This window comes from Paenibacillus sp. LS-5, from assembly GCF_056121505.1.
Map to the genome: position 1 here is coordinate 151,587 of NZ_JBWAVA010000008.1, position 23,512 is coordinate 175,098.

Annotated in this window: 24 protein-coding genes; all 24 read right to left on the bottom strand. The window is 46.7% G+C overall.

All coding sequences use genetic code 11. The features are described from left to right. Window positions 1-14: 14 nt before the first annotated feature. The 24 genes from fliY to sucC all read right to left on the bottom strand — a co-directional run bounded on the left by fliY (window position 15) and on the right by sucC (window position 23,431). Window positions 15-1,307, bottom strand: a complete 1,293-nt coding sequence (gene fliY, locus AC0MA3_RS14275; RefSeq protein ID WP_379151355.1) for a flagellar motor switch phosphatase FliY — start codon at window positions 1,305-1,307, stop codon at window positions 15-17. Further along, the gene (gene fliM / locus AC0MA3_RS14280; RefSeq protein ID WP_379151351.1) at window positions 1,297-2,295 is read right to left on the bottom strand and encodes a flagellar motor switch protein FliM; all 999 of its coding nucleotides are present in this window, start codon (window positions 2,293-2,295) and stop codon (window positions 1,297-1,299) included. Before fliM ends, fliY begins: the two co-directional genes overlap by 11 nt. Before the next feature lie 37 nt (window positions 2,296-2,332). Beyond that, complete coding sequence (locus AC0MA3_RS14285) at window positions 2,333-2,800, bottom strand: flagellar basal body-associated FliL family protein (RefSeq protein ID WP_379151348.1); 468 nt, start codon at window positions 2,798-2,800, stop codon at window positions 2,333-2,335. After that, window positions 2,797-3,021, bottom strand: a complete 225-nt coding sequence (locus AC0MA3_RS14290; RefSeq protein WP_379151345.1) for a flagellar FlbD family protein — start codon at window positions 3,019-3,021, stop codon at window positions 2,797-2,799. Before AC0MA3_RS14290 ends, AC0MA3_RS14285 begins: the two co-directional genes overlap by 4 nt. A 121-nt stretch (window positions 3,022-3,142) precedes the next feature. Further along, window positions 3,143-3,961 (bottom strand): flagellar basal body rod protein FlgG, encoded by an 819-nt coding sequence (flgG, locus tag AC0MA3_RS14295; protein WP_379151342.1) that lies wholly within the window; start codon window positions 3,959-3,961, stop codon window positions 3,143-3,145. Between the two features lie 123 nt (window positions 3,962-4,084). After that, window positions 4,085-4,468 (bottom strand): TIGR02530 family flagellar biosynthesis protein, encoded by a 384-nt coding sequence (locus AC0MA3_RS14300; protein ID WP_379151339.1) that lies wholly within the window; start codon window positions 4,466-4,468, stop codon window positions 4,085-4,087. After that, on the bottom strand, window positions 4,465-4,947 hold the full coding sequence (gene flgD, locus AC0MA3_RS14305; RefSeq protein WP_379151336.1) for a flagellar hook assembly protein FlgD: 483 nt from the start codon (window positions 4,945-4,947) through the stop codon (window positions 4,465-4,467). The genes AC0MA3_RS14300 and flgD overlap by 4 nt, the downstream gene beginning before the upstream one ends. A 24-nt stretch (window positions 4,948-4,971) precedes the next feature. Then, the gene (locus AC0MA3_RS14310; RefSeq protein WP_474656672.1) at window positions 4,972-6,438 is read right to left on the bottom strand and encodes a flagellar hook-length control protein FliK; all 1,467 of its coding nucleotides are present in this window, start codon (window positions 6,436-6,438) and stop codon (window positions 4,972-4,974) included. Window positions 6,439-6,463: 25 nt separating this feature from the next. Further along, window positions 6,464-7,411 (bottom strand): MotE family protein, encoded by a 948-nt coding sequence (locus AC0MA3_RS14315; protein ID WP_474656673.1) that lies wholly within the window; start codon window positions 7,409-7,411, stop codon window positions 6,464-6,466. An 18-nt stretch (window positions 7,412-7,429) separates the two neighbouring features. Continuing rightward, window positions 7,430-7,873, bottom strand: coding sequence for a flagellar export protein FliJ (gene fliJ / locus AC0MA3_RS14320; protein ID WP_379151327.1), 444 nt, complete (start codon window positions 7,871-7,873; stop codon window positions 7,430-7,432). Window positions 7,874-7,879: 6 nt separating this feature from the next. Then, the gene (gene fliI, locus AC0MA3_RS14325) at window positions 7,880-9,205 is read right to left on the bottom strand and encodes a flagellar protein export ATPase FliI (protein WP_379151324.1); all 1,326 of its coding nucleotides are present in this window, start codon (window positions 9,203-9,205) and stop codon (window positions 7,880-7,882) included. Further along, complete coding sequence (locus AC0MA3_RS14330) at window positions 9,186-10,037, bottom strand: FliH/SctL family protein (protein WP_474656674.1); 852 nt, start codon at window positions 10,035-10,037, stop codon at window positions 9,186-9,188. The genes fliI and AC0MA3_RS14330 overlap by 20 nt, the downstream gene beginning before the upstream one ends. Beyond that, window positions 10,030-11,046 (bottom strand): flagellar motor switch protein FliG, encoded by a 1,017-nt coding sequence (fliG, locus tag AC0MA3_RS14335; protein ID WP_379151321.1) that lies wholly within the window; start codon window positions 11,044-11,046, stop codon window positions 10,030-10,032. The genes AC0MA3_RS14330 and fliG overlap by 8 nt, the downstream gene beginning before the upstream one ends. A gap of 4 nt (window positions 11,047-11,050) precedes the next feature. Beyond that, window positions 11,051-12,640: a flagellar basal-body MS-ring/collar protein FliF gene (gene fliF / locus AC0MA3_RS14340; protein WP_379151318.1), complete on the bottom strand. Its 1,590-nt coding sequence runs from the start codon at window positions 12,638-12,640 to the stop codon at window positions 11,051-11,053. A gap of 34 nt (window positions 12,641-12,674) precedes the next feature. Further along, window positions 12,675-12,983, bottom strand: a complete 309-nt coding sequence (gene fliE / locus AC0MA3_RS14345; RefSeq protein ID WP_379151315.1) for a flagellar hook-basal body complex protein FliE — start codon at window positions 12,981-12,983, stop codon at window positions 12,675-12,677. Window positions 12,984-13,010: 27 nt separating this feature from the next. Next, window positions 13,011-13,460 (bottom strand): flagellar basal body rod protein FlgC, encoded by a 450-nt coding sequence (flgC, locus tag AC0MA3_RS14350; protein WP_474656675.1) that lies wholly within the window; start codon window positions 13,458-13,460, stop codon window positions 13,011-13,013. A 6-nt stretch (window positions 13,461-13,466) separates the two neighbouring features. Further along, window positions 13,467-13,874 carry a flagellar basal body rod protein FlgB gene (gene flgB / locus AC0MA3_RS14355; protein ID WP_379151309.1) on the bottom strand — a complete coding sequence of 136 codons (408 nt, stop codon included), beginning with the start codon at window positions 13,872-13,874 and terminating at the stop codon, window positions 13,467-13,469. A 377-nt stretch (window positions 13,875-14,251) separates the two neighbouring features. Then, window positions 14,252-15,652, bottom strand: a complete 1,401-nt coding sequence (gene hslU / locus AC0MA3_RS14360) for an ATP-dependent protease ATPase subunit HslU (protein WP_474656676.1) — start codon at window positions 15,650-15,652, stop codon at window positions 14,252-14,254. 32 nt (window positions 15,653-15,684) lie between these two features. Continuing rightward, a complete protein-coding gene (gene hslV / locus AC0MA3_RS14365) occupies window positions 15,685-16,227 on the bottom strand; it encodes an ATP-dependent protease subunit HslV (RefSeq protein WP_379151304.1) in 543 nt (180 codons plus the stop codon). A 114-nt stretch (window positions 16,228-16,341) separates the two neighbouring features. Next, entirely contained in the window at window positions 16,342-17,700 is a 1,359-nt protein-coding gene (trmFO, locus tag AC0MA3_RS14370; protein ID WP_379151301.1) for an FADH(2)-oxidizing methylenetetrahydrofolate--tRNA-(uracil(54)-C(5))-methyltransferase TrmFO, read from the bottom strand. Window positions 17,701-17,724: 24 nt separating this feature from the next. After that, window positions 17,725-19,821 (bottom strand): type I DNA topoisomerase, encoded by a 2,097-nt coding sequence (gene topA / locus AC0MA3_RS14375; protein ID WP_379151298.1) that lies wholly within the window; start codon window positions 19,819-19,821, stop codon window positions 17,725-17,727. A gap of 163 nt (window positions 19,822-19,984) precedes the next feature. After that, window positions 19,985-21,103 (bottom strand): DNA-processing protein DprA, encoded by a 1,119-nt coding sequence (gene dprA, locus AC0MA3_RS14380; protein WP_474656677.1) that lies wholly within the window; start codon window positions 21,101-21,103, stop codon window positions 19,985-19,987. 209 nt (window positions 21,104-21,312) lie between these two features. Next, on the bottom strand, window positions 21,313-22,242 hold the full coding sequence (gene sucD, locus AC0MA3_RS14385) for a succinate--CoA ligase subunit alpha (RefSeq protein ID WP_379151290.1): 930 nt from the start codon (window positions 22,240-22,242) through the stop codon (window positions 21,313-21,315). Between the two features lie 31 nt (window positions 22,243-22,273). Next, window positions 22,274-23,431, bottom strand: a complete 1,158-nt coding sequence (gene sucC / locus AC0MA3_RS14390; protein WP_379151287.1) for an ADP-forming succinate--CoA ligase subunit beta — start codon at window positions 23,429-23,431, stop codon at window positions 22,274-22,276. Window positions 23,432-23,512: the final 81 nt, after the last annotated feature.

The window sequence follows — 23,512 nt, forward strand, 5'->3', positions numbered from 1 at the left end:
TCCCTAAGTACGCTTTATTGTAATTTTTGAATTCGGTCCCACTGGCTGACGATATCCGTTACGCGAACACCGAAGTTTTCGTCTATAACTACGACTTCCCCTTTGGCAATCAGCTTGTTGTTAACAAGGATGTCTACAGGTTCACCAGCTAGCTTGTCCAACTCGATGATTGAGCCTTGCGACATTTCCAGAATATCTTTGATCTGCTTCTGGGTCCTTCCTAATTCTACGGTTACTCTCAGTGGTATGTCCATCAATAAATTTAAATTATTTTCGTCAATATTCCCAAAAGCGCCTGAGCTTAAGTTAGCAAACTGCACCGGTTGAACATTTACATTACGGTTAGGTGCGGGCTGCTGAGGCGGAGCCTGCTGATAAGGCATTCCTTGAGGCGGCATTCCATAAGCTGGCATCCCATAACCTGGCATTCCTGCAGGAGGATAATAATATCCTCCCTCCGGCATTCCCGGGTAGGCCGGCATACCTTGTGGCGGATATGGCGGTGGAACCGCTCCAGGCTGTGCTGGAGGCGTTTGCTGCACTGGAGGTGCTGCATGAGGTTCTGGGGTTGCTGACGGCTTAGGTGGAGCCTCTACAGCCGCTGCTGTCTCCTCTTCAGCTTGCGAAACATCTCCCAGAAGCATAGTCACCATATCTTTAGAGAACTGTACCGGAAGCAACTGCATAATGGTTGAATCAATAAGATCTCCAATCTTGAGCCGGAAGGATATCTGAATGAGTGTCTCATCCCCCGGAAGACTGCCAACGCCTTCTCCGCTAGACATATTCAAAATGTCGATTCCCGGAGGGGAAATATTCACAAAACGGTTAAATATAGTCGACATGGATGTAGCAGAAGAACCCATCATTTGGTTCATCGCTTCCTGAACCGCGCTGATGTGAATTTCATTCAACTCTTCATCCTTAGGATCCCCTTCACCACCAAGCATTAGATCAGCAATGACCTGTGCATCTCTGATTTTAATGACCAAAGAATTGATGCCCTGAAACCCGTCTACATATTGTACATGTACTGCTACATGAGGTTTTGGGAAGGCTTCTTCAAATTCTCCACGGGTGATAATGGATACTTCAGGGGTAGTGATATCAACTTTCTTACCCAGCAGGGTTGACAGAGCAGTTGCTGCACTCCCGAATGTGATATTCCCTATCTCACCAAGTGCGTCCTGTTCAAAGGGGGTCAAGTAATCATCCACCGACTTTTTCGAAGGTGCTGACGATCCTTCCGCCGACTGTCTGAGCAGAGCATCTATTTCTTCTTGGGACAAATAATCTTTACTCGTCAAAATCTTCAACTCCTTCGCTGACTATCTCGTCTATTTGTACAGCTACACGCTCTTTAATCATCCCAGGACTTCCGATGAATTTCAGCTTGTCCCCCACCTTGATTGACAGTCCTGAATCCACATTCCTGTTGAGAGAAATGACGTCGCCGACGTTGAGCCCGAGAAATTCAGCAATGGATAAACTCGATTCACCCAACTCCGCCACAATCGGCAGCTGCGCTCTCTGAACTCTCGCCCGGATGGCCTCAAGCTCAACTTCATCCCGCGCTTTTTTTTCAGAAACAAACCATTGGTGTACGGACAGTCTGGACATGATAGGTTCAAGAACAACGTGCGGTATACACAGGTTGATCATCCCAGTCGTATCGCCAATTTTAGTACTTAAGGAAATAAGTGCTATGGTCTCATTGGGTGATACGATTTGCATAAATTGAGGATTTGTCTCCAAAGCCTCCATACGGGGATTGATATCAAGCACTGTCTTCCAGGCTTCCTGCAGGCTTTCAAAGCATCTGCTGAAAATCCTTTCCATAATAGTTGTTTCAATTTCAGTCAAAGCATTGATTTTGGAAGGTGCTGTTCCAAATCCCCCAAGCAGTCTATCCAGCATGGCAAAGGCTATATTCGGATGCACTTCCATCACCATTCGGCCTTCGAGCGGTTCAGCTTCAAAAATATTTAAGATCGTCATTTTCGGAATAGAGCGGATAAACTCATCATAAGGGAGCTGCTCGACTTGAACGACATTGATCTGTACGAAGGTGCGCAATTGGGCCGAAAAGTACGTCGTAAGATAGCGGGCAAAGTTATCGTGTATCCGGGTTAAGCTTCGGATATGATCCTTTGAGAAACGAACAGCCCGTTTGAAATCGTAAGAGCGGATTTTTTTCTGGGTTTCTTCTTTTTTCAGTTCGTCAGCATTCATTTCACCGGATGAAAGCGCGGCAAGCAGAGCATCAATTTCGTTTTGTGATAGTACATCAACCAATTCAATCACCCCCCTATCAAGAATAATCCTTCAGCAGCTACATGGAAGCCAAAATGAATTTAGTGAATTCGATCTGGGTTATAGTGCCTTCGGTCAAATTCTTATTAATTATATTCACCAGCTTGCTGCTGAATTGATCTTTGCCGCTAGCCCCATTGAGTTCTTCGGGCTTGGTATCGGCAATCGCCTTGATAATAAGCGGCGTGATTTTAATGGCCTTTATCTTTTCGAATTCTTCCTTGGACTTCGCAGAATCCAATTGGAACGCGATGTCTACTGAAAGGATGTAATCGGGATCGGCAAGATTAGTTTTGATATCAGTGATTTGTGCAGTCAGTTCGACAATCTCATCAGCGCTGAGTTTTTTGGTCTCTACTTTCTGGACTGCCGTATTCACGTCGTTCGAATCACTCGGAAAGATCTTATCCATTAGTAAAAATGCAGCTACTACAATAAGAGTTATTGCTAATAAAATTGTAACGAGCCACGGCAGCATCTTTTTCATGAAAGCTCCTCCATTGACTGGACTTTAATGGTGGCAGCGTATGTGCCAATGTCCCTGTTATATTCACGGATCTTACGGATGACTTCATCGGCCTTTTCCAGCACAATCAGTCTTTTTCCAGTTACGAGCGTAATGTACGTATCCGGACTTTCTTCTACCATTTCAACCAATAAAGCATTTAAAAACATAGATGTACCATTCAATCTGGTTACCGAAATCATAACAGGCCTCCTAACAAAAAATAGGGGGAGGAGTTCCTCCCCCACGACTTCGCAATAACCTTTACACCAGAAGGCGAAACGTTACCATTATACAGCTAGTTTCTGATTATGGCTCCTCAAATTACCGCTTGAGGTTAACGACTTCCTGAAGCACTTCATCGGAGGTCGTAATGATGCGGGAGTTGGCCTGGAACCCGCGCTGGGAAACAATCATTTCTGTAAACTCACTGGTCAGATCCACATTTGACATCTCCAGTTGACCAGCTACAATTGCTCCTGTCCCTTCTTCAGTATTGTTGGCTGTTACGGGAGTGAGGGCTCCATCAGCGTTGGCGTTCAGCGTCATCCGGTAAAGATTGCCCCCGATCTTTTCCAAACCCTGTGGATTGCTCACCTTGGCCACACCGATTTTCGTATCAGAATCAATGGTTCCGTCTGCTAACGTCTGAAGAATTGTTCCGTCAGTAGAGATGGAGAATCCAGTAGCTCCCTCATTCAATTGAATTGGATCACCATCTGAATTCAGCACATGAAGGCCATCCGAAGTTAGTAAATTCCGGCTGGAATCCACATGGAAATCACCAGCACGGGTCAGGAAAGGTGTCGCCTGATCTTCAGAGAGCTTCACCAGGAAGAAACCATCACCATCAATACGCAGGTCTGTCGGATTATTGGTTGTCATGGCACTACCAGCCAAATGCAAGGTATCGATCGAGCCAATACTAACCCCAAGCCCGATCTGCTTGGCATTCACCCCACCCTGACCTCCATCAACAGGTGCTGTTACTCCAGATACCGTCTGGCTCATGATGTCTTTGAACATTACACGGCCTGATTTGAACCCAATGGTGTTAACGTTAGCAATGTTATTCCCGATAACGTCAAGCTTAGCCTGGAAACCGCGCATTCCTGAAACCCCTGAGTACATAGATCTTAACATTAATAAATTCCTCCCGGATTATGGAGTTCTAGAACTCCGTATTTGTATTGAAATTGGTCATTGAGCTGTGGTCGCGTCAGTCGGTCGGCGGCCAATCCGGCTCTCCAGTAAGGACCAGCCGGTTCAAGAAATAATCACTGCACTATCAATTTGAGTGAATACATTGTCCTTCATGGAACTTCCATCCATAGCAGTTACTACTGTCCGGTTTGCTACACTTACAATTAAAGCCATATCGTTCATTAAAATAAGTGATTCTTTGCTGCCTTTGGCTGCGGCCTTATCCACTGCAGAAGAGATCTGATCCAATTGACTGCGACCTAGTTCTATTCCTCTTTGCTCCAAACGTTTGGCTGCATGATTGCTGAACTTCAGCATGTTCTTTTGCAGCACACTTTCAAATGAAACATCCGAATTCACAGTGTTCTTAGCGTTAGCTGACCTTTGAAGTGCCGATGGATGAACACTGGCAGGATACAACTGACCTATTGTAAGTCTGTCGCTCATGATACCGCCCCACCATCAGCAGCACCTGTAATATCAGCCGTATTTCCTGCTGTCGTTGCAGGGTTCTTAATTTGCAGAACCTCAGTCAATGCAACTCGATCTTTACCTACAACAGCGTACTGTACCCCACCGCTGACTACTATAGATTCTACGTTTCCTGATTTCGCCTGCTCAGTCGTTTTATCCGTCCAGGTTATTTCTTTGCCAATCAGACCCGATACCGCACCAAGCGACTGATTCATTGCAGTCATTTGTGTTGAAATATTCATTAGCTGTTCTACAGAGGAGAACTGGGCCATCTGGGCAATAAACTCCTTATCCTCCATTGGCTGCATTGGGTCCTGATTCTGAAGCTGGGTAATAAGTATCTTCAGAAATTGATCCTTGCCGAGTGTTGATTCACCTGTAGTTTTTTTGGAACTGTCAGGTACTGAATAATTCCATTGATCCTGTGTAGATATAGGATTAGTTGATGCCATTTTTTTCACCTCGCTTGTCCTATGTTATGCCTTGGCTGAGAAACCTCCGTCTTCAGAGCTGTTAACCTGTTGAGTGTTTGCAACCCATTCTTTCCATTCACCATTCAACTCAGCTGCGAGCACTGCATCACCAATCTCCTCAATGCGTTCTCGGGAACGTCTTTCTTGTTGCTGAGCGCCTGAACCTCCACGACCCTGTTGACTGCCACTGTATTGGGACTGCAACGGTGTGTTATTCTGAGTAACTTCCAGCTTCTCTACTTGAAGCCCTTGAGATTGCAATGCGGATCTTAACTGGCTCATCTGTTGTTCTAGAATATCTTTGGTTCCCGAATTCAGTGTAGAAAACTGGGCTACCAGATGGCCGTTTTGCATGGTAATCTTCACATCCACTTGTCCGAGATTCTCGGGGAACAAAGTTATCGAAGCCTCAGCTACGCCGCCCTTTTTGATAATCTCGAGTTTGCCAGTAATAAATGAAGACATTTCCTGAGCGAAACGATGAACTGGAACAGGCTGTAGTTCTGCCTTAAGCGGTGTGGTGATTCCGTTCTGCAAGGAAAGTTGACCGGCAGTTATGATTTCATTATTTGCTTCAGATGGCTTAGCACTAGAAATAGTCTCTGTAATCACTTCGCCTTTAGAGGCTTCCACCAACCCGGCTACTTTGGTCTGAGGCATGGCAATGACATCGGAAGCATCCTCCGATACCGTGACAGCAGGAACAGCAGCAGCGTTCTCAGCTTTGACTGTAGCCGTTTGAGTTGTACGCAGGTCTGTAAGAACAGGAGCTTTCACTTTTGCACCTGCTACGGAGTCCGTTTCAGACAATGCTGTCAAAACAACCGGTGAGGTCTCTGAGCTTACTCCTGTTTTAGCTTTAGCTTTATTATCAGAAACCTGAGTTTCTGCCAGGATTGCTGTGAAATTGTTCAACATCGCAATGCCATCGGAGGCTGATTTCTCATCTCCTGCTGCAGCAGATTGCTGAATCATACTAACCAGGGTATTAAGCTCATCTTGAACAGCAAACCGCAAAGTCTCCGGATTCTGTGCAAGTGGGGACAAAGCTGCTGCAGAACTGCTTCCAGTATCTGATTCGACGTCTCCTGCAGTACCTCCAGACAACAATGCCGATACCTGAATCAACCATCCTTGCAACGCTGCCATCAAGGCAGGATCGCTGCTGATACTGTCATCCAGCTTCTCCACGTCTTCCGCAAGTCCTTGCAGCTGTTCGGCACCTTTGACTGTACCTTCTGCGCCTGGTTCACCACCAGCTGCTTGTACGGCGTTCATAAGACCTTGCAGCAAGGAAGCTAAGTTGCCTAGAGCTGCAGGAACTGTTGTTTCTTGGGTCTGTGCCCCTCCCATGCTCTGAACAAGTGTTTGAGCAAAAGGTTGAACGGGCGTTGTACCACTAGCTGCCGTTGATTTTCCACTAGCCGCGGCAGTAGTACCGCCACTCATTGATTGAACGACCAAACTCATTCTTTTTCACCTCCTTTCAAGTGGATTATTTGCCGCCCATCAGCCGGTTTACAACTTTAGCTGTCTGATCGCTGTCTTTCTTGGTCATCTCCCCAAGAATGGATGAGCGTACACTATCGCTAACTGTATTAAGAATCGTGATCACTTTATCAGGACTGATCTTGTACATTGACACTAGCAGAGAAGCAGCATCTGCAGCAGGCATTGTAGTAAAGGTCTGGCTCAATTTCTCTTTATCCAGATTAGCTGTTGTTGTGGTTGTTGTTGTAGACGCCGCAGCCTGCTTCAGTCTGGATTGAAGGGCCGCAATAGCCATATCGGTTGAGTTCGTTGTTTCTTTTAGCTTAACCGATACATCTGCTGCTTTTTTGGGATCCATTTTTTCTAAAATTGCTGTTTTACTCGCATTATTCATCACACTGAAAATTTGCACCATTTCATCCGTGGTTAAGTTCTCCATAATCGGAGCTGCCTTGGATGCTTTCATTCCTGCATACAGCTTTGCCAGTTCAGTCACCTGCTTCACATAAGGATCTGCAGATTCTCCTGTACTAGCTGCAGCAGCCGCAGCTTCCTCTTTCATTCCGTCGATCTGTTTTTGCAACGCTTCTGTCTTGGCCATCTGATCTGTCTTGTCTTCATTAGCTTTCTTAACCTGTTCCGCCTGAGCCGCCAGCTGGCTTTTCAGTTCCTTAATTGTGGTTTCCGAGCTCGCAGCCTGTTCTTTAATTTGCTTCTGCGGATCCGTTTCTGCATTCTCACCAGTCGCTGGATCTGGATCTGGAACCCATTTCTCCACCACAGGGATTTTGTTTGCAATCGAAAACACATTTTGGCGGATATCCATATTAAACAGCGTCAACAATACACCAAGCAGTACTAGTGTAAAAATGATCGGTATCATTAAAAATAAAAACCGTTCAAATTTACTGGCAGACCCTTCATTATCAAATTCCATTTCGTTATTAGCCACTAGCGGAAACCTCCTGGGTTAGAGGGATTTCATCGCGAAGCGGACGGTAGCCATCTCATCCAGTTCGTTTTGTTCCCGTAAAATCATGTTATGCTGAAAAGCTGTCAGTGCTTTGTCCTTGGCCTTCAACCATACCTTTTCATCCAGAACCTTTGTACTCAGGTGGTCCTGTTTATGCCGAACTTCGACATGTGCACGACTGACATCCGAATGCTTCCGGGCAATGCATTGATCCAAGTAATCTACATAATCCTGCATTTCTCGGAGTTTAGACAACGGTGTTCTCTGTTCAGCCGCGTGCTGCAGTGACTGCATTAGCTCAAGCCGCTGCTGAATCAAGTCTTCAAGACTTTTCTCATGGGCCTGCAGTTCTCCGATTGCACTTGAGAGCAACCACTCTGCCTGTGTTTTTTCATTTCCTTTCAAGTCCACCACTTTTTGAAAAGTATAATGGAATCTCACGATCTATCAACTCCTTGAGAACTGAGAAATTAAAGACTCTTGGACCTCGGCTAGCGTAACCTTCTCATTCACCTTTTGCTTGGTGAAATCCCAAATGCTATCAATATAATGGATCGACTCGTCAATCTGCGCATTGGAGCCTCTTTGATAGGCACCAATATTAATCAAATCCTCAGAATCTTTATATACCGCCATAAGCCTTTTCACATTCTCGGCTGCAGCAATCTGTTCCTCTGGAGCAATATCATTCATCACACGACTGATGCTGGAAAGTACATCAATGGCCGGGAAATGTCCCTTATTGGCAATATTCCGGTTCAGCACAATGTGACCATCCAGAATCCCTCTAACAGCGTCGGCAATGGGCTCGTTCATATCATCACCGTCTACAAGAACAGTATAAAAAGCGGTGATTGATCCTGAAGGCCCCGTTCCGGCTCTTTCAAGCAGCTTCGGCAAGCTTGCGAATACTGAAGGTGTGTAGCCCCGCATCGCAGGAGGTTCACCTACTGCTAGTCCTACCTCACGCTGTGCCATAGCATATCTTGTGACTGAATCCATCATCAGCATGACATTCAAGCCGCGGTCACGAAAATATTCGGCAATCGTGGTAGCAATTAATGCTCCCTTGATGCGGATGAGTGCAGGTTGGTCAGATGTTGCTACAACAACGACTGAGCGTTGCAGACCTTCCGGACCGAGATCGCGTTCGATGAAATCAAGCACTTCTCTGCCCCGTTCTCCGATCAAGGCAATCACATTCACATCTGCTGATGTATTGCGTGCAATCATACCCATGAGCGTGCTCTTACCGACCCCTGACCCTGCAAAGATACCCACACGCTGGCCTTTTCCTATTGTAAGCAATCCGTCGATCGCCCTAACTCCAATACTGATTGGTTCTTGAACCCGTGGGCGGTTGAGCGGATTGGATGGAATATTGAATGTTGAGCTGTGCGGCATTCTTGCCGGAATAAGAGAGCCATCAAGCGGTTGTCCCAGACCGTCAAGCACCTTGCCAAGCAGTTCAGAACCCACTTGTACACTTAGCGGTTTGCCAGTACCCACCACATCACAGCCAGGTCCGATTGCTTGCAGCTCACCAAGCGGCATCAGCAGAACCTTATTGTCGCGAAAACCAACAACTTCAGCCTGCAGCGGCTTATTGCCTTTAGCAGGGTAGATGTAACATACATCCCCTATGCTGGCATCCGGCCCTTCCGACTCAACCATCAGACCTATCACCTGGGTGACTTTCCCGTTGATTCTGACAGGGTCAAAATTCCGCAATTGCTCCTTATACCGTCCACTGTCAAGCATCCTCTTCCCCATTTCTGTTCTCATCGGTGTCCAGTGCTATTCGAATCAGTTCTTTCTTAATTTCGGCAAGTTGTGTATCTATTCGAGCATCAATACTGCCAAATGATGAACGGATAACACATCCATGATCCCTAACCGTTGAATCAGGGAGGATCTGCAGTTCCGCTTGCGAATCAACCGCCATCGCCAGTTCTTCCCGAGCTGCATTGACAAAGGAAAACTGTGAAGGTGACACACATAATGAGATCAAGCCCTGCTCACGTTTGCGCGCAAGATTCTTACGGATCAGATCCATTGCGAACTGCGGCTCCACTGTCAATTGCTTGTCCACAATTTTCTCAGCAATATCACAACTGAGTTCTACAAGAAAGGGCTCAGCCTCTTGAATAATTACTTCTTTGGCCCGATAAGCATCCTGAAGGACCTGCCGTGCTTCCTCCATCATCTCGGACAGCTTCCGCGACATTTCTTCCTCAGCCTTTGCGAGCCCTTCCTGATAACCCTGCTCATAAGCCTCTGATTTGACTGCCTCTACAAGATGCTCATCTTGTTCCCTGCGCTGACGCCACCATTCTTCAGCTTCCGTCCTTGCCGACTCCACAATATTCTCCGCTTCCTGCGCTGCGTTCCTGACCTGTCCTTCGGCAAACTCCTGTGCATCCTTCAGCATTTGCTTACGGGCCTGTTCTGCTGTTTCCCTAGCGGAGTCCTGAGTATGCAACTCACCTGTCGCTTCATCAGAAACAGTAGGCACCCCATCCAGACCTGCATGCTGCCTGGCTTGTTCCAACCGCTTCAGTACATCAACCGGAACATATTGTGAATGCTTGATCAGCCTAGACAATGATGTCATCTCCTCCACCACGGGCGATGATTATTTCACCTGATTCTTCGAGCCTACGAATTGTTCCTACGATACGTGTCTGAGCTTCCTCGACATCACGCAGCCGCACTGGCCCCATATATTCCATTTCCTCTCGGAAGGTTTCGGCCATCCGCTTGGACATGTTCCGGAAAATAACATCCCGTACTTCCTCGCTGGCCACCTTGAGAGCCAATTGCAAATCGGCATTCTCGATATCGCGGATAATACGCTGAATCGAGCGATTGTCCACATTGACGATATCCTCGAATACGAACATCCGTTTTTTGATTTCTTCGGCAAGCTCCGGATCCTGAATTTCCAAGGAATCCAGAATCGTGCGTTCCGTCCCGCGGTCAACACCGTTGAGGATTTGCACAATCGATTCAATACCACCAGCATTGGTATAGTCCTGTGTTACTGTAGCGGACAGCTTTTGCTCCAGTACCCGCTCAATTTGTGTAACAACCTCCGGAGAGGTACTGTCCATAATCGCAATTCTTCTGGCCACTTCAGCTTGCTTCTCTTGTGGAAGCGAAGACAGAATGGATGCCGCTTGTTCAAATTGCAGATAGGACAATACAAGCGCTATGGTCTGTACATTTTCATTCTGAATAAAGTTCAGTATCTGGTTAGGATCAGCCTTACGGGCAAAATCGAACGGCCGTACCTGAAGAGTTGCCGTCAGACGGTTGATAACTTCCAACGCCTTAGTTGAACCCAGAGCTTTCTCCAAAATCTCTTTGGCGTAATTGATACCGCCTTGCGATATATATTCCTGCGCGAGACAAATCTGATGGAATTCTCCCATGATTGACTCTTTTTCTGAACTATCGACCTTACGGACATTGGCGATTTCCAGAGTCAGCTGTTCGATTTCTTCATCTCTCAAATGTTTGAATATTTGCGCCGATACCTCGGGGCCTAGTGTGATAAGCAGGATGGCCGCCTTCTGACGGCCGCTAAGCACCTGCTGAGCGGCTTTTGCCATTATTTCACCTCTGTTCGTCTGCTAGCCATGTGCGCAGCAGATTTACGAATTCATCCGGTTTCTTCTTCGCCAGACTTTCAAGCTGTTTACGAACCTGACTTTCGTTCGTCACACTCTCCATATTAATCGACGGGAATTCGGTCGGCATCTGGAGCGGAATATCTTCTTCCACTTCTTCTTCCGCCTTCTTCTTGCGGCTGCGGTAGATTAGGTAACCGCCTCCTGCACCCACCAGCAAAGCAGCGGCTGCAATAGCCCAAATCATCCAAGTTGCAAGCCCGCCCAAAGTTGTGCTAGTCTCCGTATTTCCGAATTGCTGGGAATATACCGAAACTTTTTTCGCTAAATCCGCGTCTGTATATGTGACACCCGAGTCAGCCAAGGATGCTCGTACGATATTCACCAAAATGTTCTGTATTGCCGATGATGTAGCGGAATCCAAAGTTTTTTCTCCGTTAGGTGGTTCAACCGCAACATTTATGGTTAAGTCTTTAACAGAATATGGACTCGCAATAATATCCTTAGTGATATGGTTCACTTCAAAGTTCCTTGTCTCCGAAGACTCCTCAGAAGAAGAAGTTCCTGAACCTGTATCCGCTGGATAACCTGCAACATCCTGCGAGCCCGTGCCCGCAACCCCTCCGGTAGTGTTTCCCTGGCCCGAATAGGAATTGCTGATAATCTGCGAGCTGATCTCAATCCCTTTCATATTCTCCGTATCTACCGGTGTAACGAGTTTCTCCTGTCTGTTCTCCTTATCAAAGTTCAACTGAGAGAACACCAGAACGTCAACTTTATCCGGTCCAGTGAGAGTACTAAGGAATTGCTTTACATTCTTTTTAACTTCCTCTTCAAATTTCTTTTTGAGAGTAAAATTTTCTTCCACCTGACTGGAAACTCCAGCTTGTCCGCCTCTGGCCGTTGGCATTAATTCGACTTCATTATTGGCAATCGTAATGTTGTCAACCGGCAGGTTAGGCACAGCAGTCTTCACAAGATTGAAGTAACCATCGATATTTTCCTGTGAAGGTCTAAATCCAGGGTCAAAGCTAAGCACTACTGAAGCCGAAGCCTGTTCTTGATCCTCCTGGGAGGCAAAAACAGTTTCCTTAGGCAGATTGATCAGGACTTTCGCATCCTTGATTCCCTGCATTCTTCTCATTAGCTGCTCTACTTCACCATTCAAAGCATTGTTGTACTTCACATTAAATTCGCTGTCCGTTGTACCAATCATCGATGAAGATTCATCAAAGACCTTATATCCGATGGAACCCCCCTGCACGATCCCCTGTGAACCAATGTCCACTTTGATCCGGGCGGCATCTGTACTTGGGACGGAGATGCTTTTACCATCAGGACTCAGGCGATAGGAAATTCCAGCTGTGTCCAGGTAATTCATTACTCCGGCTGAATCGGTACTATCCAAATCTTGAAACGCTACTTCGTATTCTGTTTTCGATAATTGCATCGATAAAACTACGATTATGATGATTATGATAAACAGAGTTGAGAAAAATAATATTTTCTGTTTACCGCTGAATCCATTCCAATACTGGGTAACTTTTTCCCGGTACTGGGCAAATCTTTCATTCACAGTGTCACCCCATCCGAAACTAAGCTAAGATTAATTAGATTTGAGTTCTCATAATTTCTTGATAGGCTTCGATCACTTTGTTCCGGACTTGTGTAGTCAACTGCAAACTCAGCAATGCCTGTTGGGAAGATATCATAGCTTCATCAATATTGACCTCACCCAGGACAAATTTATTACTCATATCTTTTGCCTGTTGTTCTTGATCCGCCACCTGATTCAGAGCATCCTGCAAGTAGGAACTAAAGCTTTGGCCTGAATCTGCAACGGGTGATGACTCAGCGGAAGGGGTTTTCATGGCTAATGGCTTAATCGCCTGCGCCCCTATACTCAAATTCTGTATCAACTGTTTACCTCCCGGTATGATTATATTTTACCGCCCGATTTCGAGCGCCTTGCTTACCATTGATTTGGATGCATTGAGCATCGTGACATTAGCTTCATAAGATCGAGATGCTGACAGCATATCCACCATTTCTTTGGTGATATCCACATTTGGCATGTATACATATCCATTAGAATCCGCATCCGGATGACTTGGGTTATAGACAGGCTTCAGCGGTGATGAATCTTCGATGATTGATTGTACTTTAACCCCTTGGCTCCCACCACTGCTCATCTTCGACTGCAGAATATTGGAGAAGCTGTCATTCTGAGCTGCTTCCAGTACAACCATCTTTCGCCGATATGGCACAGCTTTACCATCGACTACAGAGGCTCTCGTTGTCTCAGCATTGGCAATGTTAGAGGAAACCACATCCATTCTCAGCCGCTGGGCGGTTAACGCTGATGCACTGATTCCAAAGCTGCTACCAAAGTTCATTTCTCATTATCTCCCTTCAACCGCTGTGCGCATCATGGTTATTTGGCTGTTCAACTGCTCTACATATGCATTGTATCTGAGCTGGTTCTCAGCACTTAGTGCCTGCTCACGATCCATATCCACATTATTGTCGTTATTGTTCATTGAAGTTGTTTCATCCGTACTAACTACTGCTGTTGGTACTAAAGTACCTGTTCCGAATTGGAAGTGCCGGGAATCTGTCACCTTCGCATTTAGTGTTGACTTCAGTCCACTCTCCTGTTGCTGTAAAAAGCTCTCAAAGTTCACATCAGAGCGTTTGAAATTTGGAGTGTCAACGTTGGCTACATTATTAGCCAGAACACTTTGTCGTTTGGTGGCGGCATCTAGGCCTCCCTGCAATCTTTGAAAACTGACACTGTTCAATAAACCCAATGGAAATCCCCCTTCCAAAGCTTTGTAATGAATAGAATTCCACAAACCTCTTACGAATTCCTGCCTGATTCGACATAAAAACCTAATTTTCTTCCACTACTGCCGAATATAGGTCGAAAGTTGTCGATGGACAAAAATAATGTCAATTCCACATACATTGATTCTCTTAGAATTTGTATATTATTACAATAAGAAATAAGCCCTATCTTTTCTGAAAAGAGAGGGCTTAAAGCATATTTTTTCTATTATTTTACTTTTAAACACCAATATCTATCTCTATTTTACATATAATTACACTAAATTCGTCTTATAGACGACTTTTTTGCAAACATCTAATTCCAAATACCTAAATTTGAATCGTTCCGAATTAAAGGGTCCTAAAGGATATATTGACTCAAGTCCCGATCCTGTGCGATTCCTGACAATTTCTCGCGAACGTACTCCGGAGTAATGACCATGGTATCCAGAGTAAGCTCGGGAGCTTCAAAAGATAGGTCTTCCAGCAGTTTCTCTAAAATAGTATGCAATCTACGCGCACCTATGTTTTCCATATTTTGGTTAACCGATGCAGCAATCTTTGCAATTTCATAAATTGCTTCTTTTTGGAACTGAACTTCGATATTTTCCGTTTGCAGCAGATTGACATATTGCTTCGTGAGGGCGTTCTCCGGTTCAGTCAGAATAGAGACAAAATCCTCAAGAGTCAGGCTGCTCAGTTCTACCCGGATCGGAAACCGGCCTTGCAGTTCAGGAATAAGATCCGAAGGTTTGGCTACATGAAAAGCTCCAGCGGCCATAAAGAGGACATAGTCTGTTTTTACTGGACCATATTTGGTCATTACCGTAGATCCTTCAACGATTGGCAATATATCGCGCTGTACACCTTCCCTGGACACATCGGGGCCAGAGCCTTTGCCCTGACTGGCGACTTTGTCGATCTCGTCGATAAAAATAATTCCGGACTGCTCGGCACGAGCTACCGATTCCTGAATGACATCATCCATATCAATCAGCTTCGCAGCTTCATCCTGGATCAGAACTTTCCGGGCTTCGCGGATCGGCAGTTTGCGTTTCTTAGTCCGTTTAGGCAAAAGACTGCCGAACATTTCCTGCATATTCATCCCCATCTGGTCATTTCCCTGTCCAGCGAACATGTCGAGCATATTAGGAGTCGTATCCTCTACATCCACCTCAATGATGTCATCCTCCAGCTGCCCTGCCAGCAATTTGAACTTGATACCGCGGCGGCGTTCACTAAGACTTCCATCATCTGCTTCCTCTTTGGTATCCTCGCTCCCACCGCTATTCCCGCCAAAAATCATCTCAAACGGATTCCGTTGCGATTTGTTTTTTGATCCGCCTGGCACAAGAATGGACACAATCCGGTCATTGGCCATTTCTTCAGCACGATCCTTGACCTTTTCAGTCCGTTCCAGCTTTACCATACGAATTGAGGTCTCAACTAAATCACGGACCATTGACTCTACGTCACGTCCTACATAACCAACCTCTGTAAACTTGGTGGCCTCAACTTTGATAAATGGGGCATTAACCAGTTTGGCCAGACGCCGTGCAATCTCGGTCTTGCCGACACCTGTAGGTCCGATCATAAGAATATTCTTCGGGACAACCTCATCCCTCAGTTCTTCAGACAGCAGTGAACGGCGATACCGGTTACGGAGCGCAACTGCCACCGACTTCTTAGCTTGCTTCTGTCCAACAATATACTTATCAAGTTCTGCTACGATTTGCCGGGGTGTAAGCGATTGATTCACCATTGTGACTTCCTCCCTTTTCTGTGGCACCGTGCCTACAGTTCTTCGACAATAATATTAGAATTGGTATACACACATATCTCGGAAGCAATGGTCAGTGCTTCTTTGGCTATTTCCGAAGCGCTTAGCTGTGAAGCGTGCCGCTTCAAGGCACGTCCTGAAGCAAGCGCGAAATTACCACCTGAACCAATAGCAAGCACATCATCATCCGGTTCTATAATTTCACCATTACCGGATATCAGCAACATGCCCTCTTTATCCATCACAATCATGAGAGCTTCCAGTTTCCGCAATATGCGGTCCTGGCGCCAATCCTTGGCCAGTTCCACTGCCGCCCGCTGCAAGTTACCATGATGCTCTTCCAGCTTACCCTCAAACTTCTCGAATAATGTAATTGCGTCAGCCACCGATCCCGCAAAACCGGCGATTACCTGCCCTCTATATAAACGACGTACCTTTCTGGCCGTTGTCTTCATAATCACACTTTCGCCAAATGTAACCTGTCCATCTCCGGCAATTGCTGCATGGCCATTATGTCTCACTGCACAAATTGTAGTTGCATGAAAGCTAGGTAACATAATTTAAGCAACCTCCTAAAAAGTTTTGTAAGCGACACTGCCTAGAATCACCTACACACAAAACTTGCTTCGAAAGCACAATCTAAGTTTTGTGAGCGCTACTTTCATATCAATCTATTGCGAAGCCTGATCTGCAATCTCCGGCTTTTTATAAGGAAGACCCGTTTGATCAGCGTAAGCGGCAAGACTGTCCAAGGCGCGATGAGCGAGAAACTCATTTTTTTCCTTTTTGCTGCGGATTCTCTGCTCCAGCTTAGGTAATAGACCAAAGTTGGCATTCATCGGCTGGAAATGTTCCGGATCAGCAGACGTGATGTAAGCAGGCATACTGCCCAGTACCGTCTCCTGAGGGAAGATTAATCCTTCTTCACCTAGAGCAGCTCTAGCTGCATTCAGACCAGCTATTAAGCCCGATGCTGCGGACTCCACATAACCTTCTACCCCCGTCATTTGACCGGCAAAGAACAGTCTCTCTCTGCCTTTCATTTGATAGGTCGGATGCAAAAGCTTCGGTGAATTAATAAATGTATTGCGGTGCATTACACCATAGCGGACATACTCGGCATTCTCCAGGCCTGGAATCAGTGAGAATACCCGCTTCTGTTCGCCCCATTTCAAGTGTGTCTGGAAGCCAACCAGATTATAGAGCGTTCCGGCAGCGTTATCCTGTCGCAACTGTACAACCGCATAAGGCAGTTTACCAGTATGAGGATTCAAGAGTCCCACAGGCTTCATAGGTCCGAATAAGGCGGTCTGCTTGCCACGTTTCATCATGATCTCAATCGGCATGCAGCCTTCAAAATAAATCTCTTTCTCAAAATCTTTGATCGCTGCAGTCTCTGCTGAGATTAGCGCATCATAAAAACGGTCAAACTCCTCTTCTGTCATCGGACAGTTAAGGTAGGCTGCCTCACCTTTATCATATCTGGAGGCCAGGTATACCTTACTCATATCGATGGTGTCTTTCTCTACGATCGGAGCAGCGGCATCATAGAAGTAAAAATACTCTTCGCCAAGCAGGCCTTTGATCTCGGCTGATAATGCCGGGGAAGTTAGCGGGCCCGTCGCAATCACAACAATCCCTTCCTCCGGTATATGCGTAAGTTCTTCATTTATGACTTCTACAAGGGGATGATTGTGCAGCATGGCAGTAATCTCACCGGAGAATCCGTCACGGTCAACAGCAAGCGCACCGCCTGCAGGAACCGCATGACGGTCAGCCGCTCCCAGTACCAGTGAATCCAGACGCCGCATTTCTTCCTTAAGCACTCCCACCGCATTGCCAAGTCCATTGGCACGTAGTGAATTGCTGCATACCAGCTCCGCAAATTGATCGGTATGATGTGCAGGAGTCTTTACAACCGGTCTCATTTCATACAATCTGACAGGTACTCCCCGCGAAGCTATCTGCCAGGCAGCCTCACTTCCTGCAAGTCCTGCCCCTATAACTGTTACCTTAGCTATATCTGTCAATTCCCTTTCCTCCTGTAAAGACATTTATTCTGCCAGTTCTTCGCCCTCAAGTACAGCCTCGGTATGATCGCAAGAGGTGCACTGTAACTTCGTTCCCTGCTTGTTACGCTTCTCAATCATCCAGGAACCGCAGTCAGGACATGGCTTAGTGGATGGTCTATCCCACGATACAAAATCACAACCAGGGTAATGATCGCAGCCATAGAAGACACGGCCCTTTTTACTTCGGCGCTCAACAACCTTGCCTTCATGGCATTTTGGACAACTCACCCCAATATCCTTGACAATTGGTTTGGTATTCCGGCAATCCGGGAAACCGGAGCAAGCCAGGAATTTACCGAACCGTCCGAGCTTATACACCATCGCCTTACCGCACTTCTCACACAGCTCATCCGATACTTCATCTTCTATTTCTATTTCCTTCATTTCTTCTTCAGCAAATGTCAGTCGCTTCTCAAAGGACGTGTAGAATTCGGCTAATACTTTAACCCAATCCTCCGCGCCTTCTTCCACATGGTCAAGGTCACCTTCCATATGCGCCGTGAACTCTACATCCAGAATCTCCGGGAAAAACTGTTCCATCTGCTCGATGATTAATTCTCCAAGCTCTGTCGGCATGAATTTCTTCTCTTCAATCGCCACATAACCGCGTTTCTGGATAGTCTCCAATGTAGGAGCATAAGTACTTGGACGTCCTATACCTAGTTCTTCCAACGTTTTGACCAGACGGGCTTCAGTATAGCGAGGAGGCGGCTGAGTGAAATGCTGCTTCGGCTCAATCTCATGCTTAACCAGATCATCACCCGCTTTGAGCGGAGGTAAATACTTTTCCTCATCCGTGGTACCGTCATCATTACCTTCAACATATACCTTCATAAATCCCGCAAAAGACACTTTGGAACCGACGGCTCTGAACACAGCAGTGCCTGCAGTGATATCTACCGATAGCGTATCCAGTACTGCAGAAGACATCTGACTGGATACAAACCGCTCCCATATCAATTTATACAGCCGGAACTGGTCACGGCTCATGTATTCTTTTACCATATCAGGTTCACGAAGTGCGGAGGTAGGGCGGATCGCTTCATGTGCTTCCTGTGCCCCGGCGGCTTTCTTGGAATACTGACGAGGTGCTTCAGGGACAAATTTCTCACCATATTTGGAAAGGATTAATTCTTTGGCTTCGTCCTGTGCGGTAACTGATAGACGAGTGGAGTCAGTACGCATATATGTGATCAAACCGACTGTTCCTTCTTTGCCCAGCTCAACTCCTTCATAAAGCTGCTGTGCCACAGACATGGTTTTGGCTGCACGGAAGCCCAGCTTACGTGCAGCTTCCTGTTGCAAGGAGCTTGTTGTGAAGGGTGCGGAAGGATGACGCTGTCTTTCTTTCTCTTTTACCTCACTTACCTTGAAGGCAGCATTTTTTATTGCTTCCAGTACTTCCTGAACATCACTTTCCTGGCCAAGTTCTTTCTTTTCGCCGTTCAGTTTGTGGAACTTGGCTTCAAAGAGTGAATCCCGAATGCCCAGCTTCGCAGTAATACTCCAATATTCTGTCGGTACAAAAGCCGAAATTTCATTCTCGCGGTCCATAATGATTTTTACGGCAACTGATTGCACACGGCCTGCGGACAATCCCTTTTTGACTTTCTTCCATAATAGAGGGCTGATTTTGTAGCCGACCAGTCGATCCAGAATACGCCGTGCCTGCTGAGCATTGACCAGATCCATATTGATTTTCCGGGGTGTCTTGAAAGCATCTTTTACCGCTTGCTTCGTAATCTCATTAAAAACTACCCGGCATTCCTGTGTGTTGTCCAGGTCTAGTGCATGTGCCAGATGCCAGGCAATAGCTTCACCTTCGCGGTCCGGGTCAGCCGCCAGATAGACTTTTTTCACTTTTTTGCTGGCATCCTTGAGTTCTTTCAGGATCGAACCTTTACCGCGAATCGTAATATACTTGGGACTAAAATCATTTTCTACTTCTACACCGATCTGACTTTTCGGCAAATCCCGGATATGGCCCATTGAAGCCTTTACGATATATTTACTTCCTAAATATTTGCCAATGGTCTTCGCTTTTGCCGGCGACTCGACAATAACCAATGCTTCCGCCATAGGTTGTTCCCCCTAAAAGTATTGTAAGTATACGTTTCCTTGAATCTGTATGGAACAAAACTGGCTTCGGAAGCGCACACTTAGTATGGTAAGCATACGTTCCATGAATCTGTTTCGATCATCACTTGTATAGGAAACATAGCTTATCTCTGATCCTTCTATATTAAATCACCTTATAAATTGCCCCTGGTAATTGTGATACCGCTTTTTTTATGATTAAAGATAACAGAACTGAATGCAAATGTCCAAAATCCCATCCCGTTCTGTGCAGCAGCTCATCCAGTGTAAAAGGGCCCTGATGCAGTATATGGTATAGGTGAGACTCCTCACTTGTCAATTTCTTTTCCCCAAGTCTGTGTTCCCCCACCGGCAGCATAGAGTCATTTTCTGTACCTTCTAAAGTCTTTGAGGGCAAATAGGACAGGTATTCTTCAATAATATCAGAAGCACCTGTAACGAGTTTCGCTCCTTGTTTAATCAGGTCGAGTGCTCCCCGACTTTTGGGTGAAGTGACCGGTCCCGGTACGGCAAAGACATCTCTCCCTGCTTCAAGGGCAGCGTCGGCTGTGATCAGTGAACCACTTCGGATATCCGCTTCCACTACCAGCGTTCCCAGTGCTAGACCTGCAATAATCCGATTCCGCTGGGGGAAAAGCCCCGGATGGCTTGGGGTTCCTATCGGATACTCACTGAGTACAAGTCCTTCACGCGAAATCTGCCGTTCAAGTTCCCTATTCTCTGGAGGGTATATCCTGTCGAGTCCTGTAGCAACTACAGCAATGGTACTGCTTTTACTCCCCAGTGCAGCTTCATGACAGACACTGTCAATCCCTCTGGCAAGTCCGCTTACCACCGTTAAACCTGCAGCACTAAGCTCCTGAGCCAGCAGTTCACCCACCTTACGCCCATAGGCCGTAGGAACACGGGTTCCAACCATTGCAATTGAAGGACGGGAAGCCAGCTCCAGATTGCCTCTATAATACAATACCCAAGGAGGTTGCGGCGTTTCTTTTAGTCTTTCAGGATAATCTTCATCAAGCAAAGTAGCCACAGCTACTCCCTTTTCCTTCATTAAATTGCAACGCGTATAGATCCAGTCTTTATTAAAATCAGCAACGAGCTTCTGAGCGATTTTCACATGAATCCCTGCTCGTACCCATTCCTCAAAATTACATAAAAATGCATTTTCCGTCAAAAGTCCCGCCCGGTGAATCCTATCGATGGTTTTCCAGCCAATCCCCTCTACTTCATTTAATCCAATCAACAGCTCACGTGCTTCCATATGTAGTTCTCTCCTTTTTCCGGAAAGCGTAGCCTTCCTGTATTGGCAGCCATTCACCGGGAGAAATGGGGCCGATAGCCCCCGATTCCCTGGTATGCGACAGACCGAACGCAAAAAAAGCAACCTTTTATCCCCATCAAAGAGAACAAAAGGTTGCTTACCTTATAAACTGATTATACCTAATTTGGCCGCAAATGTATTGTGAAATATCAGTGAGTCGTAAAAGCGTTCAAAATGCCGCGTTCTTCCAGGACGCTCACAAGAGTAGAGCCCATTTCTGCTGGTGTTGGCGCAACTTTGATACCGCAGGACTCCAGCACAGCAATCTTCTCACTGGCTGTTCCTTTTCCGCCAGATATAATGGCTCCAGCGTGTCCCATCCGTTTACCCGGAGGCGCGGTTACTCCACCAATAAAGCCGACAACCGGCTTGGTCATATTCTCTTTGATCCATTCCGCTGCTTCTTCCTCCGCTGTACCACCGATCTCACCGATCATAATGACAGCCTTGGTTCCAGGATCCTCATTAAACAGCTTCAAAATATCGATGAACTCCGAGCCCTTTACAGGGTCCCCGCCAATACCTACTGCTGAGGACTGTCCGATTCCGCGCTCCGTCAACTGGTGCACCGCTTCATAGGTGAGAGTTCCGCTACGGGATACAACCCCCACATAACCAGGCATATGAATATATCCGGGCATAATGCCTATTTTACACTCGCCAGGAGTAATTACTCCTGGACAATTCGGCCCGATCAGCACGGTAGGGCGTCCTTCCATATAGCGTGATACTTTAACCATATCCAGCACCGGGATTCCTTCAGTGATACAAATGACCAGTTCAAGACCGGCATCCACGGCCTCCATGATCGAGTCTGCTGCAAAAGCCGGCGGCACATAAATCACACTAGCTGTCGCTCCCGTAGCTGCCTTGGCGGCAACCACAGTATCGAATACAGGCAGACTGACCTCACTGCCATTCTCTAACGTAATATTGACAGTGGTCCCGCCTTTGCCGGGAGTAACCCCTCCTACCATCTGAGTACCATAGTCCAGGGCTCCCTTGGTATGGAACAAGCCGGTCGAGCCTGTGATCCCTTGCGTGATGACTTTCGTATTTTTATCTACAAGAATGCTCATGCTATAGTCACATCCCTAATTAGAATTGTCTTTACACAAGAGCTACTATTTTACGGGCTCCATCCGCCATAGAATCCGCAGCTACTATGTTCAGGCCCGATCCGGCGAGGATCTCCTTACCCAGAGCTACATTAGTGCCTTCCAGACGGACAACAAGCGGCTTGGTCAATCCCAGCTGTCTGGCCGCTTCCACTACTCCGCTGGCAATGACATCACAACGCATGATCCCGCCGAAAATATTGACGAATATTCCACTGACTTTGTCGTCTGACAAAATGATTTTGAATGCTTCGGTAACCTTTTCAGTTGTGGCACCGCCCCCTACATCCAGGAAGTTGGCCGGTTCGCCGCCGTAGTATTTGATAATATCCATGGTAGCCATAGCCAGGCCGGCACCGTTCACCATACATCCGATGTTGCCATCCAGTGCAATGTAGCTCAAATCGAATTTGGACGCTTCAATCTCCTTTGAATCCTCTTCATCGAGATCGCGCAGCTCCAGAATATCCTTATGACGGAATAGGGCATTGGAATCGAAATTCAGCTTGGCATCAAGTGCCATAACGTTTCCATCCCCGGTAACCACGAGCGGATTAATCTCAGCAATGGAACAATCCTTATCCACAAAAGCCAAATATAGCGCTTGCATGAACTTGACCGCTTTATTAACCAGTTCTGTCGGAATCGCTATACTGTACGCTAATTTCCGGGCCTGGAAGGTCTGCAACCCTACAGCTGGGTCAATAATCTCTTTGAAAATCTTCTCAGGATGCGTAGCCGCAACCTCTTCAATCTCCGTTCCGCCTTCCTCCGAAGCCATCATCACCACACGGCCGGAGCCACGGTCCACTACTAGTCCAATATAGTACTCTTTTACTATCTGGCAGCCTTCCTCAATCAGCAGCCTTTTCACAACCTTGCCTTCCGGTCCAGTCTGATGGGTAATCAGTGTCTTCCCGAGAATCTCCTGGGCATAAGCGCGAACCTCTTCGCTAGTTTTCGCAACCTTCACACCGCCCGCTTTGCCGCGTCCGCCAGCATGAATCTGTGCTTTTACCACCACCACCGGGGTACCCAGTGATGCCGCGGCTTCCACCGCTTCCTCCACTGTATAAGCTACTTTTCCGTTCGGTACGGCGACGCCGTACTTCTTAAGTACTTCTTTTCCCTGATACTCGTGGATATTCATACCGGAAGCCTCCTAAAGTATTGCGGTGGCTTAGCAGGCAGCCTGCTGCCATTCCGCTTTCCGTTTTGATTGTCCAAAGCC

Excerpts from the sequence above, each read along its gene's own strand:
- AC0MA3_RS14285 (WP_379151348.1), bottom strand. The coding sequence starts at position 2,800 with ATGAAAAAGATGCTGCCGTGGCTCGTTACAATTTTATTAGCAATAACT.
- AC0MA3_RS14290 (WP_379151345.1), bottom strand. The coding sequence starts at position 3,021 with ATGATTTCGGTAACCAGATTGAATGGTACATCTATGTTTTTAAATGCT.
- flgG (WP_379151342.1), bottom strand. The coding sequence starts at position 3,961 with ATGTTAAGATCTATGTACTCAGGGGTTTCAGGAATGCGCGGTTTCCAG.
- AC0MA3_RS14300 (WP_379151339.1), bottom strand. The coding sequence starts at position 4,468 with ATGAGCGACAGACTTACAATAGGTCAGTTGTATCCTGCCAGTGTTCAT.
- flgD (WP_379151336.1), bottom strand. The coding sequence starts at position 4,947 with ATGGCATCAACTAATCCTATATCTACACAGGATCAATGGAATTATTCA.
- AC0MA3_RS14310 (WP_474656672.1), bottom strand. The coding sequence starts at position 6,438 with ATGAGTTTGGTCGTTCAATCAATGAGTGGCGGTACTACTGCCGCGGCT.
- fliI (WP_379151324.1), bottom strand. The coding sequence starts at position 9,205 with ATGGGGAAGAGGATGCTTGACAGTGGACGGTATAAGGAGCAATTGCGG.
- fliG (WP_379151321.1), bottom strand. The coding sequence starts at position 11,046 with ATGGCAAAAGCCGCTCAGCAGGTGCTTAGCGGCCGTCAGAAGGCGGCC.
- flgC (WP_474656675.1), bottom strand. The coding sequence starts at position 13,460 with ATGAACTTTGGTAGCAGCTTTGGAATCAGTGCATCAGCGTTAACCGCC.
- hslU (WP_474656676.1), bottom strand. The coding sequence starts at position 15,652 with ATGGTGAATCAATCGCTTACACCCCGGCAAATCGTAGCAGAACTTGAT.
- hslV (WP_379151304.1), bottom strand. The coding sequence starts at position 16,227 with ATGTTACCTAGCTTTCATGCAACTACAATTTGTGCAGTGAGACATAAT.
- topA (WP_379151298.1), bottom strand. The coding sequence starts at position 19,821 with ATGGCGGAAGCATTGGTTATTGTCGAGTCGCCGGCAAAAGCGAAGACC.
- dprA (WP_474656677.1), bottom strand. The coding sequence starts at position 21,103 with ATGGAAGCACGTGAGCTGTTGATTGGATTAAATGAAGTAGAGGGGATT.
- sucD (WP_379151290.1), bottom strand. The coding sequence starts at position 22,242 with ATGAGCATTCTTGTAGATAAAAATACGAAAGTCATCACGCAAGGGATC.
- sucC (WP_379151287.1), bottom strand. The coding sequence starts at position 23,431 with ATGAATATCCACGAGTATCAGGGAAAAGAAGTACTTAAGAAGTACGGC.